This window comes from Mucilaginibacter agri (assembly GCF_009928685.1).
GTDB classification, from domain to species: domain Bacteria; phylum Bacteroidota; class Bacteroidia; order Sphingobacteriales; family Sphingobacteriaceae; genus Mucilaginibacter; species Mucilaginibacter agri.
In genome coordinates this window covers 169,608-184,867 of the sequence record NZ_WWEO01000043.1, presented here as the reverse complement: position 1 = coordinate 184,867, position 15,260 = coordinate 169,608, and the positions used below count along the sequence as shown (strand labels likewise).

Annotated in this window: 14 protein-coding genes; 4 read left to right on the top strand and 10 right to left on the bottom strand. The window is 41.8% G+C overall.

Annotated elements, in window-relative coordinates:
* Nucleotides 1-272 precede the first annotated feature (272 nt).
* Nucleotides 273-1,100, bottom strand: a complete 828-nt coding sequence (locus tag GSY63_RS13690) for a type 1 glutamine amidotransferase (protein WP_166586387.1) — start codon at nt 1,098-1,100, stop codon at nt 273-275.
* A gap of 125 nt (nt 1,101-1,225) precedes the next feature.
* On the opposite strand from GSY63_RS13690, the gene GSY63_RS13685 reads away from it, so the two are divergent.
* The 3 genes from GSY63_RS13685 (at nt 1,226) to GSY63_RS13675 (ending at nt 5,645) form a co-directional block, all read left to right on the top strand.
* Nucleotides 1,226-1,954 (top strand): FkbM family methyltransferase, encoded by a 729-nt coding sequence (locus tag GSY63_RS13685; protein WP_166586386.1) that lies wholly within the window; start codon nt 1,226-1,228, stop codon nt 1,952-1,954.
* Nucleotides 1,955-2,007: 53 nt separating this feature from the next.
* Entirely contained in the window at nt 2,008-2,193 is a 186-nt protein-coding gene (locus tag GSY63_RS13680; protein ID WP_317168571.1) for a FeoB-associated Cys-rich membrane protein, read from the top strand.
* 80 nt (nt 2,194-2,273) lie between these two features.
* Nucleotides 2,274-5,645: a glycosyltransferase gene (locus GSY63_RS13675; protein ID WP_166586384.1), complete on the top strand. Its 3,372-nt coding sequence runs from the start codon at nt 2,274-2,276 to the stop codon at nt 5,643-5,645.
* Between the two features lie 17 nt (nt 5,646-5,662).
* Here GSY63_RS13675 and ispF read toward each other — a convergent pair whose 3' ends face one another.
* Both ispF and porV read right to left on the bottom strand, forming a co-directional pair.
* Nucleotides 5,663-6,142, bottom strand: a complete 480-nt coding sequence (gene ispF / locus GSY63_RS13670) for a 2-C-methyl-D-erythritol 2,4-cyclodiphosphate synthase (protein ID WP_166586383.1) — start codon at nt 6,140-6,142, stop codon at nt 5,663-5,665.
* Nucleotides 6,139-7,323 (bottom strand): type IX secretion system outer membrane channel protein PorV, encoded by a 1,185-nt coding sequence (porV, locus tag GSY63_RS13665; protein WP_243749229.1) that lies wholly within the window; start codon nt 7,321-7,323, stop codon nt 6,139-6,141. Before porV ends, ispF begins: the two co-directional genes overlap by 4 nt.
* Before the next feature lie 231 nt (nt 7,324-7,554).
* Between porV and GSY63_RS13660 the strand changes: the two genes are divergently transcribed.
* A complete protein-coding gene (locus GSY63_RS13660) occupies nt 7,555-9,273 on the top strand; it encodes an SUMF1/EgtB/PvdO family nonheme iron enzyme (protein ID WP_166586382.1) in 1,719 nt (572 codons plus the stop codon).
* Nucleotides 9,274-9,352: 79 nt separating this feature from the next.
* On the opposite strand, the gene GSY63_RS13655 is transcribed toward GSY63_RS13660, so the two are convergent.
* Genes GSY63_RS13655 through GSY63_RS13625 form a run of 7 tightly spaced genes read right to left on the bottom strand, consistent with a single transcriptional unit; the run spans nt 9,353 to nt 15,231 of the window.
* A complete protein-coding gene (locus GSY63_RS13655) occupies nt 9,353-9,850 on the bottom strand; it encodes an acetyl-CoA carboxylase biotin carboxyl carrier protein subunit (protein WP_166586381.1) in 498 nt (165 codons plus the stop codon).
* 6 nt (nt 9,851-9,856) lie between these two features.
* Nucleotides 9,857-10,516 carry a DUF4159 domain-containing protein gene (locus GSY63_RS13650; RefSeq protein ID WP_166586380.1) on the bottom strand — a complete coding sequence of 220 codons (660 nt, stop codon included), beginning with the start codon at nt 10,514-10,516 and terminating at the stop codon, nt 9,857-9,859.
* Entirely contained in the window at nt 10,516-11,223 is a 708-nt protein-coding gene (locus tag GSY63_RS13645; protein ID WP_166586379.1) for a 16S rRNA (uracil(1498)-N(3))-methyltransferase, read from the bottom strand. Before GSY63_RS13645 ends, GSY63_RS13650 begins: the two co-directional genes overlap by 1 nt.
* Nucleotides 11,224-11,235: 12 nt before the next feature.
* Nucleotides 11,236-12,579 (bottom strand): hemolysin family protein, encoded by a 1,344-nt coding sequence (locus GSY63_RS13640; protein ID WP_166586378.1) that lies wholly within the window; start codon nt 12,577-12,579, stop codon nt 11,236-11,238.
* A gap of 6 nt (nt 12,580-12,585) precedes the next feature.
* Entirely contained in the window at nt 12,586-13,134 is a 549-nt protein-coding gene (locus GSY63_RS13635) for an inorganic diphosphatase (RefSeq protein ID WP_166586377.1), read from the bottom strand.
* Nucleotides 13,135-13,159: 25 nt separating this feature from the next.
* Nucleotides 13,160-13,795, bottom strand: coding sequence for a DedA family protein (locus GSY63_RS13630; RefSeq protein ID WP_166586376.1), 636 nt, complete (start codon nt 13,793-13,795; stop codon nt 13,160-13,162).
* Between the two features lie 53 nt (nt 13,796-13,848).
* Nucleotides 13,849-15,231 (bottom strand): NADH-quinone oxidoreductase subunit N, encoded by a 1,383-nt coding sequence (locus GSY63_RS13625; RefSeq protein ID WP_166586375.1) that lies wholly within the window; start codon nt 15,229-15,231, stop codon nt 13,849-13,851.
* Between the last annotated feature and the right edge of the window lie 29 nt (nt 15,232-15,260).

The following is a 15,260-nucleotide window of genomic DNA, read 5'->3' as shown; positions in this document are numbered from 1 at the left end:
AATAATTCCCTCTCGAGAGGAGAAGCACAGACTGCGCAATTTGTAGTTGCGCTCAAAGAGGTGTGTCATGCGGCAAATTTTATCTCTTATAGACAAAATACGCCAACACAAAAATTATAAGCAATTGCGTTATATACCCTACCCATATATTTTTTCTTTGGTCTTTGTAATTTAATTGAGATTTAAACGAGCCTTTGAATCCCTTAAATGCCCATAGAATTATGGCTCCTATCCATATTGCCGCAAGTATCGGCCCATGTGGATCCGGGGTCTCAAATTCCTCTTGCATGATTTATCGCCTCATTCAAAAAATTAGGAATAATCGTATTATACGCATGCATCAGTTTCCCTTCATCATACACTTCGTCAAGCATTAGCCTATAACCACCTTCCCCATACTCAGCAATAACATCCCGTTTATTATCATCCATTAACAAACGTATTTGCATAATATCCGGCGCGACCTCCGGGTGAAATTGAGTGGCTATAAAATAGTCACTGAAACGGATGGCCATTAACCCACGAGGCAAATCATCCCCTCTGTCTCTTTCAATAGCAAGCAAACTGGCACCCATTTTTTTGAAAGCGTCTATATCCGGATTAATTACCTGCCAGCTGCGCGAGTCAACTGCATAAAATGGATCGCTTAATCCTTTAAACATTACATCCTCATTTCCACCATGTACAAAATCTACTTTCACTACCCCAAACGAAGATATATTGCGAAGCGAGACCTCTCCCAGTTTATACTGCCTGCACATCAGTTGAAAGGAGTGACAAACAAACAACACATGTTTTTTGGGCTTCTCGGGAGAAGCATTGTGTTCAAAGAGTTCGTCAACCAATTTGAAATAGTTTTTATCCCATTCTTCTGCCTCACTATATGGATTGCCCGGGCCACCACTCGAAATGTAAATGTCAAAGCTGGTGTCTGGAAGCTGATTGGACTTTCGCACATCAAAAACCTCCCAGGCAAGTTCAACATTTTTTAGGAGTCGATACTGTTCCAGTATTTTCTCAAACCCACCGATGGCCTTGTTGGCTGTGCCATTGTATAAGTCTAATATGGCTACTTTAATGGCTTGCTTGTTGTCGGTCATCTATCAATTCGTTTTTAACACGTGCAAATTTATATTATCGCAGCCCTCATAAACCTACAACTCTATAATATTAACTGCATTAAAATTTTATATTTAGCCAACCAATAAACGCCAATAAATTATAAATGAAGAAAAAGATCATCTTAACACTTCAGAAATTACTCGGATACGAGAACTATCTCTATTACTTTTCCAGGTTTAAAGCTTTTTTACTTAAACACGATAAATACGAACAGGGCTTTCTTCAGTTTCTGGATCTCATACCGCAGGGCACAACATTGCTGGATATCGGCGCCAATATTGGTATCACATCTGTGCCGATGGCTAAGAAATTTCCATCCTTAACGCTACACTCTTTCGAACCCGTTCCACCGAATATTAGTGCGTTAAAGCGTGTTATCAAACACTTTAAACTTAAAAATGTGGTACTGCACGAAATCGGCTTAGCCGATGCGCCCGGCGAACTGAAAATGGTGATCCCTATTATAAATGGCGTTAAAATGCAAGGGCTTTGCCATATGTATAATGAAGCAACCGACAGTCCAGACGAAGGCGAGATTATCACCGTACCCGTAAAAAAGCTGGACGATTTGGATTATTTACAATCGGCAGAAAAAATTGCAGGCATTAAAATAGATGTCGAAAACTTCGAATACTATGTACTTAAGGGCGGGCAACAATTATTAACCAGGCATAAACCGGTTATTTACTGCGAACTATGGGATAACGAAATGCGCCCCCTGGTAATGAACTATCTTAAAGAACTTGGCTACGCTGTAAAGGTATTTGAGAACAAAGCCCTTGTTGATTTTAAAGATCAGGAAGAAACCAACTTTATATTTATAAGCCAATAATGCCAAAATAGTCCGGGAGCTTACATTATCATCCATGTATCAATAATAACTTAATGTTATTTACGTACTTAATATTATTGTATTTTTGCACCATGGTTCAAACAATCATTATCGTAATACTTTTCGCAGCCGCTCTGTTTTATGTAGGCAGAATGATGTACAGAAGTCTTACAGCCAAGAAGGCTTGCGGTTCTAACTGCAAATGCGGCGTTGATTTTTCTAATATCAAACCCGAATAAGCTGTATATTACATCGGCTTTTTTCATTTCATACAACCTTCATAGCAAACTTTTAATTTTGTTTAAAGTTTATCCAATTAATGGCTAATAGGCAAATATTTCAATCTGATACTCCCAAACGCTGGAACCGTTTTAAATGGTTAAGCCGTGCTATAATTATTATTCTGGCCGCCGCCGTAGTAGCTGCAGCTATTACCATCACTTCAAAACAGTATCCAACCTTACCAAATTTAGCGCCTGCGCCTAAAAAATTCAGTAAGGAAGAGTTAGATCAGCTTAAAAGATCAAAACGATATAAAGATTTTAAGATTGAGAAGGCAGAAATACAGGCTTTAGCCCGTGCACGCAGGCAGCACCAGATTACCCACCCCAACAATAAAGACCGTATCAATGCAGGTTTTTATCGCCCCTGGGAACCCCAGGCCTATAACTCGCTGGTAGACCACCTGGGTAAACTGGACATGGTGGTAACCGAAGGCTTTTCGGTAACGCCGAATAACGATACCATTACCGCCAAAATGGATACGGGTTTGTTAAATCTGAATAAGAAGTATCACAAACCTATTGTCGTCTCCCTAAGTAACTACATTAACTTTAATAACGTTAGCGGTGCTTTCGACAGGGACGACGTAGTCCGTATCACCAAAAGCAAGCAACTGCGCACTGTTTTCATCAACAGCATTATTAAAAACCTTACCAAATACAATCTTAAGGGTATTAACTTGGCGTTCGACGATATACAAGACCGTAATACGCCTCAGTATAATGCTTTTGAGGAAGAACTTTATAGCACCCTGCACAGTAAAGGTTTCTTAGTTACCCAAAACGTTATTCCCGACGACGAGCAGTACGACCTTAAAAAAATCCAGAAATTTAATGATTACATATTCGTTATGGCTTTCGATCAGCATAACGAACAGAGCAATGCGGGTGATATTTCGCACCAGCACTGGGTTGAAGAAATTCTCGACAGGGTTTGCAGCATCGTCCCCAGCGAGAAGATAATCTTAACCGTTGCCGGTGGCGGTTACGATTGGACGGAGAACAGTGTAGGTAAGTCAATCGGATATCAACAGGCTATCAGCACGGCGCAAGAAAATAACAAAAAAGTTATTTACGACCCTGCTTCGGCCAACCTGCATTATCAGTATTTTGATAAAGACAGCTTGCCGCATACCATTTACTTTACCGATGCAGCTACCAATTTCAACATTATCCGTATGGCCGATGATTGGGCTACCGGAGGTGTTGCCCTTTGGCGTCTGGGGGCAGAAGATCCGCGCTTGTGGACCTTCTTCCAAAAAAACCTATCGATAGATTCATTGCGTAAAACCGGGGTAGATGTTAAACGCTTAAGCACAGTTGGTTTAAATGATAAAATTGATTACGATGGCGATGGTGAAGTACTGGATCTCATAACCACCCCACGCACTGGTTCCATTGATGTAAAAATGGATAGCACCAACTTCGTGATCACCAATCAGACCTATATTAAGCTGCCTACCAAATATGTGATCAGGCGCTATGGTTATTCGCCTAAAAAAGTGGTGTTAACTTTTGATGATGGTCCCGATCCGGATTACACACCGCGCATTCTAGATATTTTAAAGAAAGAAAATGTTCCGGCAGCCTTCTTCGTAGTAGGGGTAATGGCCGAAAAGAATATACCAATTTTGCGGCGCGAATTTGATGAGGGTTACGAGATTGGTAACCACACCTTCTTCCACCCCGATATTTCTACCGTAAGTATCCAGCGCGTAAACCTCGAGTTAAACGCGACCAGGCGCTTAATAGAATCGGTTACCGGGAGAAGCACAATTCTGTTCCGCCCACCTTTTAACGCCGATGCCGAGCCTACTACCTTGGCCGAGGTTATCCCGGTTGCAGAAAGCCGCCGCCAAAGCTATATCAACATCGGCGAATCTATCGATCCATGGGATTGGCAGCCTGGTGTAACTGCCGATAGTATTATTGCACGTACCATCAGGTATCACGATAAGGGCTCGATGATATTGCTGCACGATGCCGGAGGGGATACGCGAGAGGAAACAGTTAAGGCACTTCCAGCCATTATTCATTACTTTAAATCGCACGGCTATCAATTTACAACCATAGCCGACGTGCTGCATAAAACCAAAGACGACCTGATGCCGCCAATTAAGGACGATGCCAACAGTGGTATTACCGGCAGCTTGTATAACATTTTTATAGTAGGCTACTTTTTGGGCAACTGGTTTATCATGTACTTGTTCTTTACGGCCATATTCCTGGCAATGGGCCGTATTCTGATGATCGGTATATTGGCGTTGAGGCAGTATAGTGAAGATAAAAAATCAACTCCTGCAAGGTTAGCTAACCCGAAACTTCAACCGGTGAGCATCATTGTTCCGGCATATAATGAAGAGGTTACGGCTATCAAAACAATCGAGAGCTTATTAAATCTGCAGTACCCGTCGCTGGAAATTATTTTTGTAGACGACGGATCTAAAGATGCAACATTTGCAGTAGTTGACGCCGCTTATGGCAACCATCCTTTGGTTAAAGTATTAACCAAACCTAACGGCGGTAAAGCATCTGCCTTGAACTTCGGTATAGACCGCTCTAATCACGATTTTGTGGTTTGTATCGATGCAGATACCCAGCTAAAAGAAGATGCAATCTTCCACCTCATGACGTATTTCACGGATGATGAGATCGGCGCTGTGGCTGGTACAGTAAAGGTTGGTAACGAAAACAATTTGATTACCCGCTGGCAGTCTATCGAGTACATTACGGCTCAAAATATGGATCGTCGCGCGTTTGACTTACTGAATAGCATCACCGTAGTCCCGGGCGCAATTGGGGCTTTCCGTAAGGAAGCAATATTTAAAGCAGGTGGCTTTACTTATGATACCCTTGCCGAAGATTGCGATTTAACCATGCGCATACTGAAACAAGGTTACATTGTTAAAAATTGTGCCGAAGCCGTTGCGTATACCGAAGCACCTGAACAGTTAGGCGCACTGTTAAAACAACGTTTCCGCTGGAGCTTTGGCGTAATACAAAGTTTCTGGAAAAACCGCGATGCGCTGTTCAATAAGAAATATAAATTCTTCGGTATGGTTGGCATGCCTAACATTTTGATATTCCAGATTGTGTTGCCACTATTCTCGCCGCTGGCAGATTTGCTGATGATAATCGGTTTATTTAGCGATAAACCGGGTAAGATACTTTTCTATTACTGCGCATTTATTGTGTTGGATTGTATTGTATCTGCTATCGCCTTCTGGATGGAGAAAGAAGACTACAAAAAACTGATATACATTATTCCGCAACGTTTCATCTGGCGACAGCTGATGTATTACGTGTTGTTTAAATCGATGCGTAAAGCCGTAAAAGGCGAGTTAAGTGGATGGGGCGTACTAAAACGTACCGGTAATGTAAGTGTAAAAGAGACTACTGCTAAAGAATAGCAGTAGTTTCTTTCTTATTATTTTTCTATCAGGCAAACTGCGTAAGCAACTACACCCTCTTCCCTGCCAATAAAGCCCAACTGCTCATTAGTAGTTGCTTTGATAGAGATATCTTCTTCACTGATGCCTGCGGCCTTGGCGATATTAACTTTCATATCAGGTACGTGCGGATTAATCTTTGGTGCCTCGAGGCATATCATGGCGTCGATGTTACCTATAGACCAACCTTTCTCTTGCAACAGTACAACTACATGCTCCAATAACACCAGGCTGCTGATTCCACGCCAGCGCTCGTCTTTGTTAGAGAAGTGATAGCCAATATCACGCAGGTTTGCTGCGCCAAGCAGGGCATCGCATATCGCATGCAATAACACGTCGGCGTCCGAGTGGCCAAATGCCCCCGAATGATGCTCTAAATGAACACCGCCAACAATAAAAGGATGATTTTCTTTAAGTTGATGTACATCAAACCCAAATCCTACACGTATCTTACTCATTTGGTTTTTGGTTTACCCGATTGGAAATTGATCAACACCGAAAAACGAAGGGTATTGGCCAACGGACTTTTTTGCTGACTGGCAGCAAGATAAGCAAAGTCCAGATCGAAAATATCATATTTAAGACCGGCACCCAGGGTTAGGTACTGCCGGTTTCCTTTGCTTGGGTTTTCGTAGAAATACCCAGCACGCAAAGCAAATTGTTTATTATACCAGTACTCCAAGCCTGGCGAGTAACTTATTTCTTTCATTTCTTCGCTAAAACCGCCCGGTGCATCACTAAATGATCCAAATACGGCAGCAGGTACAGATTTATTACCCGAGGTTATATTGCCCTGGGCATCATACTTAGTGGTGGGTACCAATAATTTATTAATATCAAATGCAAAAGTTAGCTGGCTATATTCGTCGATATTTAACGTATTGGCAATACCGACTTTTAAATTAGTAGGCAGATAATATTTATCACCGTTGTTGGTGTAGCTTATACTTGGCCCAATATTGGATATGTTGGCGCCAAAGGCAAACAATGATGGTTTGCCCAACTCTTCGCCGGGATGCTGATAAAAGAAAGATACGTCCGTAGCGATATCATTAACCGAGTTTGTTTGCTGCCCTGCGGAAAAAGTACCGTTGTATAAATTGGAATGTATATATCGCAGCGTTAATCCCAACGAAAACTCTTTACCAAACTTACGCGCAAATGTTCCATCTACAGAAAACTCATTGGGCGTATAAGTACCCAGGTCCTGCTGGCTTTCATCAACCAATTGAATAGATCCTAAATTAAAATACCGCAAAGAGGCACCAATGGTATTTCTATCGTCCAATTTATGGGCATAGCTTAAATAAGAAAGGCTTACATCAGGCACCAGCTTATGCAACCATGGGCTGTACGAAATACCGAGCGCATTATTGCTTTCTAAAAAGGCAAGTTTAGACGGGTTCCAGAAGCTTGCATTTACATCGGGCGATAGCGCAACTCCTGCATCGCCAAGTGCGCCCGAACGTGAATCGGGGCCAATATTTAAAAACGGAACGCCTGTAACAATAGCGCCGGAATTACTCCCGTTAGTGTTAGTTCCACCTCGGCCTATAACCTGGGCAAGGGATTCAAATGGCGCTAATAAACTAAATATTAGCACTATACCTGTTAGTTTCGGCAACAACTGCTTTTTCAAAATTAACTACTGTTTTGGGGCTAGCAGGACAATAATATTGTTATTCTGTCAGTTAAACAATAAGCAACAAAACTAATTACAACACTTTTACATAAATAATTGTAACTCAAGTTCTATTTTGCCGTAAAAAGCTTAATGATTGGACTTCTTTTTTGAACGTCTGTCAATAAATTTGCGAATTAGATATTTAAAAAATAATTATATTTACATTCTGATAACTACATGTACGATATGACTAGAAATTTTACTTGGTGCGCAGTTGTGATATTGGGAATGGGTGCAATGCTAAGCAGTTGCAGCAAGCATCCTCAATCTGCAAAAACAGGTATGCGTTACAACGATAAATACAATGGAGGTTTCCAGGTATTTGCTAAAACTCACCCCGCCCCGGGACCCGGTTTAGTACCAATTGAAGGTGGTACATTTGTACTGGGTGGTAGCGCCGATCAAGATGTTACTTACGATTACAATAACGTACGTCGCCGTGTAACAGTTCCTTCATTCTACATGGATGATACCGAAGTTGCCAACGTGGATTGGTTAGAGTATTTACATTGGTTAAATATCAACTATCCTGGTGATAGAGAACTATATTACAATGCACTGCCCGATACTTTGGTATGGCGCAGCCCGCTATCTTACAACGAGCCTTATGTTGACAACTACCTGAGACACCCTTCTTTTCAGGATTATCCCGTAGTAGGTGTTACCTGGGATCAGGCTCAAGACTACTGCATCTGGCGTACCGACCGTATGAACGAAAATATTTTACGTGAAAGCGGCAAGCTGGCTACATGGAAAGATGCTTCGGGCAAAGGCGGGGGTAAAAAAGCACCTGCTGGTGGCGCAACTGCAGCTGGTGGCAGCAAAGAGCCATTTAACACGGATATTTATTTAAACGGACAATATAAAGGAGCAGGCATTGATGGTAAAAAGATGATGCCAGACTTGAACCCTAATGCTAAACCGGCACAAGGCAGCAAAGGCAAGCCTACACGCCCTGTGAGCATGGAAGACGGTATCCTAAAACAAGCTTACCGTTTACCATCGGAAGCTGAATGGGAATATGCTGCTTTAGGCCTTATCGGTAACACTGAAAACGAAAATATTACCGACGGTAAAATGTACCCTTGGAATGGCATGGGCGTTCGCTCTGCCAAAAGAAGAACCCGCGGTTTGATCTTAGCTAACTTTAAACGTGGTGATGGTGACAATATGGGTGTTGGTGGTTACCTGAATGATAAAGCCGATATTACTGCTCCGGTTAGATCATATGTACCAAACGATTTCGGCTTGTTTAACATGGCTGGTAACGTTAATGAGTGGACTGCTGATACTTATCGTCAAATGTCTTTTGAGGATGTAGATGATTTTAACCCGTTCCGTGGTAACGAGTTTAAAGACAAACGTATGGCTGATGCCGAAAAAGGCTTATTAGCTAAAGACAAATACGGCCGCCCTATTAAGGATCCTGCAAAAGCAGGCAAAAAGAAAAAATGGAGCGAGCTTAGTGTTGAGCAACAACAAGCTGCAACAGTTAATAACGCTAACGCTTTACCAGCTGGTATTGCAGCAGCGCCGCCTGCTGGCACGCCAGCCGCCACTACTACTCCTGCTGCAGTTGCTGCAAATGGCGAAATTAAATCTGCCGCTGCGGGTAAACCATACAACCCGGATGCAAGAGGTTTTGAAGACTCTACCAGCAGTGTATTATACGGAGTTACTACGCTGGTTAACGACCACTCAAAAGTGTACAAAGGTGGTTCGTGGAATGACAGGGCTTTATGGTTAAACCCAGCTACCCGTCGTTTTATGAATGAGGATGACGCTAGTGCCGAAGTTGGTTTCCGTTGCGCAATGACTATGGTTGGTGCAACTGAAATTCACCCAGACAGCCGCCCTCACTTTGTTGAGCGCAAGCCAAAACCTTACAAAACAAAAGCTAAATAAGCTAACAACATAAAAGCGAAAGGCCGTTCAGTATTGAACGGCCTTTCGCTTTTTATAGCCTTTTATAGCATCAGGCAGATTAGAAAGTTATCAGCACCTGCCCCTTTTCTACTTTATCTCCCGCCGCAATTTTTACAGATTTTACAGTTGCATCTGCGGGAGCTTTAATAATGTTTTCCATCTTCATTGCCTCCAGTACAAAGAGGCTATCTCCTTTTTGCAGTGTATCACCGTCTTTTACAAATACCTTTAAAACCAGACCAGGCATAGGTGCTTTAAGATCGCCAACTATACCACTATTTAGATGATTTAAACCCAGCTGCTCTAACAAAATGTCAAATTGATCTTTAGATGTAATGGAATATAAATTTCCATTTACTTTAATCTCCGCTGTTTTAGCAACCGGATCAAAGCTCACAACCTCTGCTTCGTAAGACAAATTGTTATGAAGTATATGGTATACCGAAGGGCCAATCTTCGCAACGTCGGCCTCAATTGGTAGTCCGTTTATAGTCAGTGCACCGTTTTTACGATCGGCAGAAAAGTCTTGTTTATTGTTTACTTTTATCTGATACATATAGCTTTATTGTATTAGCGCATACTGAACTAAGTTAGCACCCATTTTAAGGGCTTTTTGGCGGGTTTCCTGCGCATCGCCGGCGTAGGTTCCATAATCCTCCCAGCCGTTGCCTAAATCGCACTGATAGTCGTAAAAACAAACTACTCGGCCTTTGTAGATTAACCCGAAACCTTGCGCCCGTTTATTATCGTGCTCATGAACTTTAGGCAATCCGTTAGGGAAATCATATTTCTGGTGATAGATGGGATGATTCAACGGCAACTCCAAAAAATCAAGCTCAGGAAAAACCTTTTTCATCTGCGGACGAATAAACTGATCCAACCCGTAGTTATCGCAAATATGCAGAAAGCCTCCACCAGTTAAATATTTGCGGAGGTTACGCACTTCCTGATCGGAGAATACCACGTTGCCATGGCCTGTCATAAAAACAAATGGATAATTAAAAAGCTGGGCACTACCAACCTCTACCGTCTCTTCTTCGGCCTCGAAATTGGTGTGCAGATTACTGTTGCAAAATTTAATAAGGTTAGTTAGTGCAGTCCGATCGCCATACCAGTCACCACCGCCATTATACTTTAAGCGGGCCAGTCGATAGGCAGGTTTCGTAAAACTACACACCAATAGACCCAGTCCTATTACAATAATGCTTAACCTTATTTTCATTAGCGGTTTAAAAAGTTAATTTCAAAGCAGGCTTCAAGTGCAGCGGTTTCGGTACGCAACCTGCTATCTCCTAAAGTTATGGGTTTAAAATCACTTTTTAAAGCTTCATCTATTTCATGTGGGGTAAAATCACCTTCGGGTCCTATCAATACCAGGTAATTTCCGTTTGGCTCTATGGCCGATTTCAGGTCGATCTTATCACCCGGCTCGCAATGGGCTATAAACTTTTGCCCGGTGAAGGGCTTGCTCAGCAATTTGGGTAACGCTATAGCTTCGTTCAATATTGGGTGATAAGCCTTTAACGATTGTTTAACGGCTGCCGTAATAATTTTATTCAAACGATCTACCTTGGCTTCCTTTCGTTCCGATCGTTGGCAGATGATTAACGAAATCTCATCAATACCAATTTCCGTAGCTTTCTCCAGAAACCACTCTATACGTTCGATATTTTTAGTAGGAGCAACCGCTATGTGCAGATAATGATTTCGCTTTTGGTATTCCTGTGAAGATGTTGTAATACCCAGCAAAGTACGTTTAGGATGCGGATCTACAATAGTAGCTGTATATAATCCGCCCCTACCGTCTATCAGTTGCACCTGTGCGTCTTTCTCCAAACGGAGCACACGGATGCAATGCTTACTTTCTTCTTCATTTAGCTGGTAGTGCGATTGCCCAGCTACCAGATCGGGTGTGTAAAACAGGTGCATAGTGCATCAAGTTTAGTGCAAATCCACAGTATCTTCCTCGTTAAGCAACAATTCCAGCTTAACCGATTCGATGTTCTGGTCTGATTTTCTCAGTACCGTAATATTATAACCGTTAGCTTCTTTCTGCTCGCCAACATCTGGGATCTTACCAAAAATATGGCCTAACCAGCCCGATACCGTATCGAAATCGCCATCCTCCGGCAAATCGTGCGGTAACTGTTCGTTTACGTCATATATGGGAGCCAAGGCGTTCACTATAAATTCGCGATCGTTTACCTTTTCTACGATAGGCTTTTCCTCGTCGTATTCGTCCTGTATCTCACCCACTAGTTCTTCAACAATGTCCTCCAGGGTAACCATACCGGCAGTACCGCCAAACTCGTCCAACACAATGGCTATCTGAATACGTTTTTGTTGCAACTCGGCCATTAAATCGCTGATACGTTTAGTTTCGGGAATAAAGTATGGCTTGCGGATAATGTTCTTTAAAGAAATCTCCTCCTGGCGTGCCAGCAGGGGTAAAATGTCCTTAGCATGCACAATACCAATAATCTTATCTATGGTATCATCATAAACAGGCATACGCGAATAACCTTCGGTAATTAAGGTCTCCAATAATTCGGCAGGAGTAGTATCCAGATCTATACCGGATATCTTGGTACGCGGAACCATGATATTTTTTACAACGCGCTCGTTAAAATCAAAAACGTTTTTGATCAGTTCGTGCTCAGACGAATCGATTGCGCCGCTTTCTTTACCTTGCTCCAAAATATATTGCAGTTCTTCGGAACTGTGATGTGCATCTTCGCCATGTATAGCCTTCACACCAAAAATGCTCAGAATGAAGTTGGCAAAGGTATTTAACACCCAAATAGCTGGCCTGAACACTACGTAGAAAAAGCGTAGCGGTAAAGATACCGCCATGGCAGTACGTACCGAACGTTGTATAGCCAGTGTTTTTGGAGCCAGCTCACCAAATACGATATGCAGAAACGTAATAGCAATAAACGCGACAACGTGACTTGTGCTGATAATAAATGACGAGGTAATTTCTAAGCCGAAAAACTTGAAGAGATTGAGCATTATATTGGTCACGACAGATTCGCCGGCCCAACCTAAGCCCAGAGAGGCAATGGTGATACCCAGCTGCGTAGCAGCCAGGTATCCATCCAGATTATGCATTATGCCGCGGGCAACTTTAGCCATCTGGCTACCTGCTTTGGCTTGTATTTCTATCTGCGACCCTCTAACCCGCACTATTGCGAACTCTGCGGCTACAAAGAAACCGTTGAGGAGAACCAGAAATATGGTTAAAAATATATGAAAACCGTTTATGTCTATATTGGCAGGGTCCATTCAGTATTATTGTTGGTACTCGGGGAAAGTAGAAGTATAAAGCTCCAAACTTTCAGCAATTACTTTATGGGCGTAACGTCGGCCTAGCAGATGCTCAATGGTAACGTTTTTGCCCTCCAGTTTCTTATAATCCTGGAAGAAACGAACTATCTCTTTCATAGCGTGCGGAGGCAGCTCATTCAAGTCGTTGATGTAATTAACAGACATGTCGTTTTTAGCAACGGCGATAATTTTATCATCCTGCTCGCCATTATCCACCATGTGCATTACACCGATAACCTTAGCCTCGATAATAGACATTGGGAACACGTCAACAGAACATAAAACCAATATATCCAACGGATCTTTATCATCGCAATAAGTTTGCGGGATAAAACCGTAGTTAGCAGGATACATTACAGAAGAGAATAAAACACGATCAAGTTTCAACAAGCCTGATTCTTTATCTATCTCATATTTAGCTTTGGATCCTTTAGGGATCTCGATGATTGCATTAACTACTTCAGGAACATTTTCGCCTGTAGAAACCTGGTGCCAGGGATGTTGTGTACTCATTATTGATGTAAAGTGATGATTTAACTTATGTTTCGTTTTTAGATAGTGTTTTTTTGAAAAAAGCAATAACTAGCGGAATTGTTGTAATTATTATTAATGCCAGTATAATATACTGAAGATAATCTTTTAATTGGGGATATTTTTTACCTAAAAAATATCCTGACAATGTTAAGGTACAAACCCACGCTATACTGCCTATAATGTTGTATAAGCTAAATTTTCGGAACTTAACCTTCACAACACCTGCAAAGATAGGAGCAAAAGTTCTGATTATTGGAAAAAACCTTCCCAATATAAGTGCCATTCCTCCGTATTTTTCATAGAATTTTTCGGCCATTACAATATACCGCTTTTTAAAAAAGATCGAATCATCTTTATTAAAAACAAGCGGGCCTGTTCGATAACCAAACCAGTAGCCCATGTAATTACCTAATATGCCTGCTATAATTAACGACGATACCAATGTGAACACAGGCACGTCGAAAGCTCCTGTGGCGCATAGCAGCCCTGCCATAAATAGCAGATAATCCCCCGGTAAAAAGAAACCGAAAAACAATCCTGTCTCAGCAAATACAACAACAAGCAAGAGGTAAAAGCCCCCCTGGCTTATAATAGATTTAGCATCGGTAATATTATGCAGGTGATCCCAAAAGCTTTCCATTCACAATATTCGTAAAACTACAAATATTATATTAAAATGAAGTATAGCCCAGATTAAATGAAGTTGGAAATAATACCCGGATAAATACCTATAAGAATGGTTACAAATGCCGATAAGCCTAACACAAAACCGAAGTAGCCTGGTACAGCCAAAGCAACACGCTCCGCGGTGTTACGGAAGTACATGGCTATGATAACCTTAAAGTAATAGTAAATGCTGATAATAGCGTTAATAACAGCTATAACAACCAACCAGATATGGTAGCGCGATATTGCGCCCGAGAACATAAAGAACTTACCTATAAAACCAGCAGTTAACGGAATACCAGCTAATGAAAGCATAGCGATAGTTAACACAAAGGCCAGGAATGGATTGCTTTTACCCAAACCGTTAAAGCTATCGAAATCATCGCTGCCGGATTGCTGCTGAACTAATATTAATACGCCAAAGGCGATGATAGATGCAATTGAATATGCTGTAGCATACATAAACACCGAGTTAGCAGAAGCAGTACCCAAAGCTACGATAGCGAATAACAGGTAACCTGCATGCGAGATGCTCGAGTAAGCCAGCATACGTTTAAAGCTATGCTGATACAACGCGGTGATGTTACCGATGAATAAAGTAACAACTGTGATTACCAATAATACCGGCATCCAGAAATCGGCAATACTCGCAAAACAAGCAGAGAATAGTCTCAGGAACGCGGCAATACCAGCAGTTTTAACTACGGTAGACATAAATGCAGTAATCAACGATGGCGAACCTTCGTACACGTCTGGGGTCCAGAAGTGGAAAGGTGCAGCACCAAGCTTAAAGCAAAGGCCTACAATAATCATCAGGATACCAACGTAAAACAGCGGATCGATGTTACGCGGGTGAGTTAAAGTATAGTCGCGGATAACTGCCAGGTTGAATGAACCTGAAGCTCCGTATAATAATGCGATACCAAACAATAAGAAGCCCGTCGAGAAAGCTCCCATCAGGAAGTATTTTAATGAAGCTTCGTTCGATGCCACATCACGCTTTCTGATACCTGCCAATATGTACAAGCTTACCGACATGATCTCGATACCGATAAACAGCATTACTAGGTTGTAGTATGATACCATAACCACAATACCCGCCAATGCAAATAACATAATAGCATAGTACTCGGCTACGTGCTCGCTGATTCTTTCGAAAAAGCCTTTCGACAATAACACGATCAATATAGTAGAAACAATAGTTATCACAGAGAAGGCGATCGCATAACGATCGAACAACATCATGTCATGATAAATAGGCTGTGCATTGCTGTTCCATTGAGCCACGGCCAAGCCGGCAGCTACTAATAAACCAATAACAGTAACCGGTAGTAAAGCATTTTTAGCTTTGTATAAGCCCAAATACAACAGTACTATAGGTAAGACAGATATCAGTATTAAGGTATTCATTTTTTAAACTCTTCGCTAAATAATTATGT

Excerpts from the sequence above, each read along its gene's own strand:
- GSY63_RS13690 (WP_166586387.1), bottom strand. The coding sequence starts at position 1,100 with ATGACCGACAACAAGCAAGCCATTAAAGTAGCCATATTAGACTTATAC.
- GSY63_RS13685 (WP_166586386.1), top strand. The coding sequence starts at position 1,226 with ATGAAGAAAAAGATCATCTTAACACTTCAGAAATTACTCGGATACGAG.
- GSY63_RS13680 (WP_317168571.1), top strand. The coding sequence starts at position 2,008 with ATGTTATTTACGTACTTAATATTATTGTATTTTTGCACCATGGTTCAA.
- GSY63_RS13675 (WP_166586384.1), top strand. The coding sequence starts at position 2,274 with ATGGCTAATAGGCAAATATTTCAATCTGATACTCCCAAACGCTGGAAC.
- ispF (WP_166586383.1), bottom strand. The coding sequence starts at position 6,142 with ATGAGTAAGATACGTGTAGGATTTGGGTTTGATGTACATCAACTTAAA.
- GSY63_RS13660 (WP_166586382.1), top strand. The coding sequence starts at position 7,555 with ATGACTAGAAATTTTACTTGGTGCGCAGTTGTGATATTGGGAATGGGT.
- GSY63_RS13655 (WP_166586381.1), bottom strand. The coding sequence starts at position 9,850 with ATGTATCAGATAAAAGTAAACAATAAACAAGACTTTTCTGCCGATCGT.
- GSY63_RS13650 (WP_166586380.1), bottom strand. The coding sequence starts at position 10,516 with ATGAAAATAAGGTTAAGCATTATTGTAATAGGACTGGGTCTATTGGTG.
- GSY63_RS13645 (WP_166586379.1), bottom strand. The coding sequence starts at position 11,223 with ATGCACCTGTTTTACACACCCGATCTGGTAGCTGGGCAATCGCACTAC.
- GSY63_RS13640 (WP_166586378.1), bottom strand. The coding sequence starts at position 12,579 with ATGGACCCTGCCAATATAGACATAAACGGTTTTCATATATTTTTAACC.
- GSY63_RS13635 (WP_166586377.1), bottom strand. The coding sequence starts at position 13,134 with ATGAGTACACAACATCCCTGGCACCAGGTTTCTACAGGCGAAAATGTT.
- GSY63_RS13630 (WP_166586376.1), bottom strand. The coding sequence starts at position 13,795 with ATGGAAAGCTTTTGGGATCACCTGCATAATATTACCGATGCTAAATCT.
- GSY63_RS13625 (WP_166586375.1), bottom strand. The coding sequence starts at position 15,231 with ATGAATACCTTAATACTGATATCTGTCTTACCTATAGTACTGTTGTAT.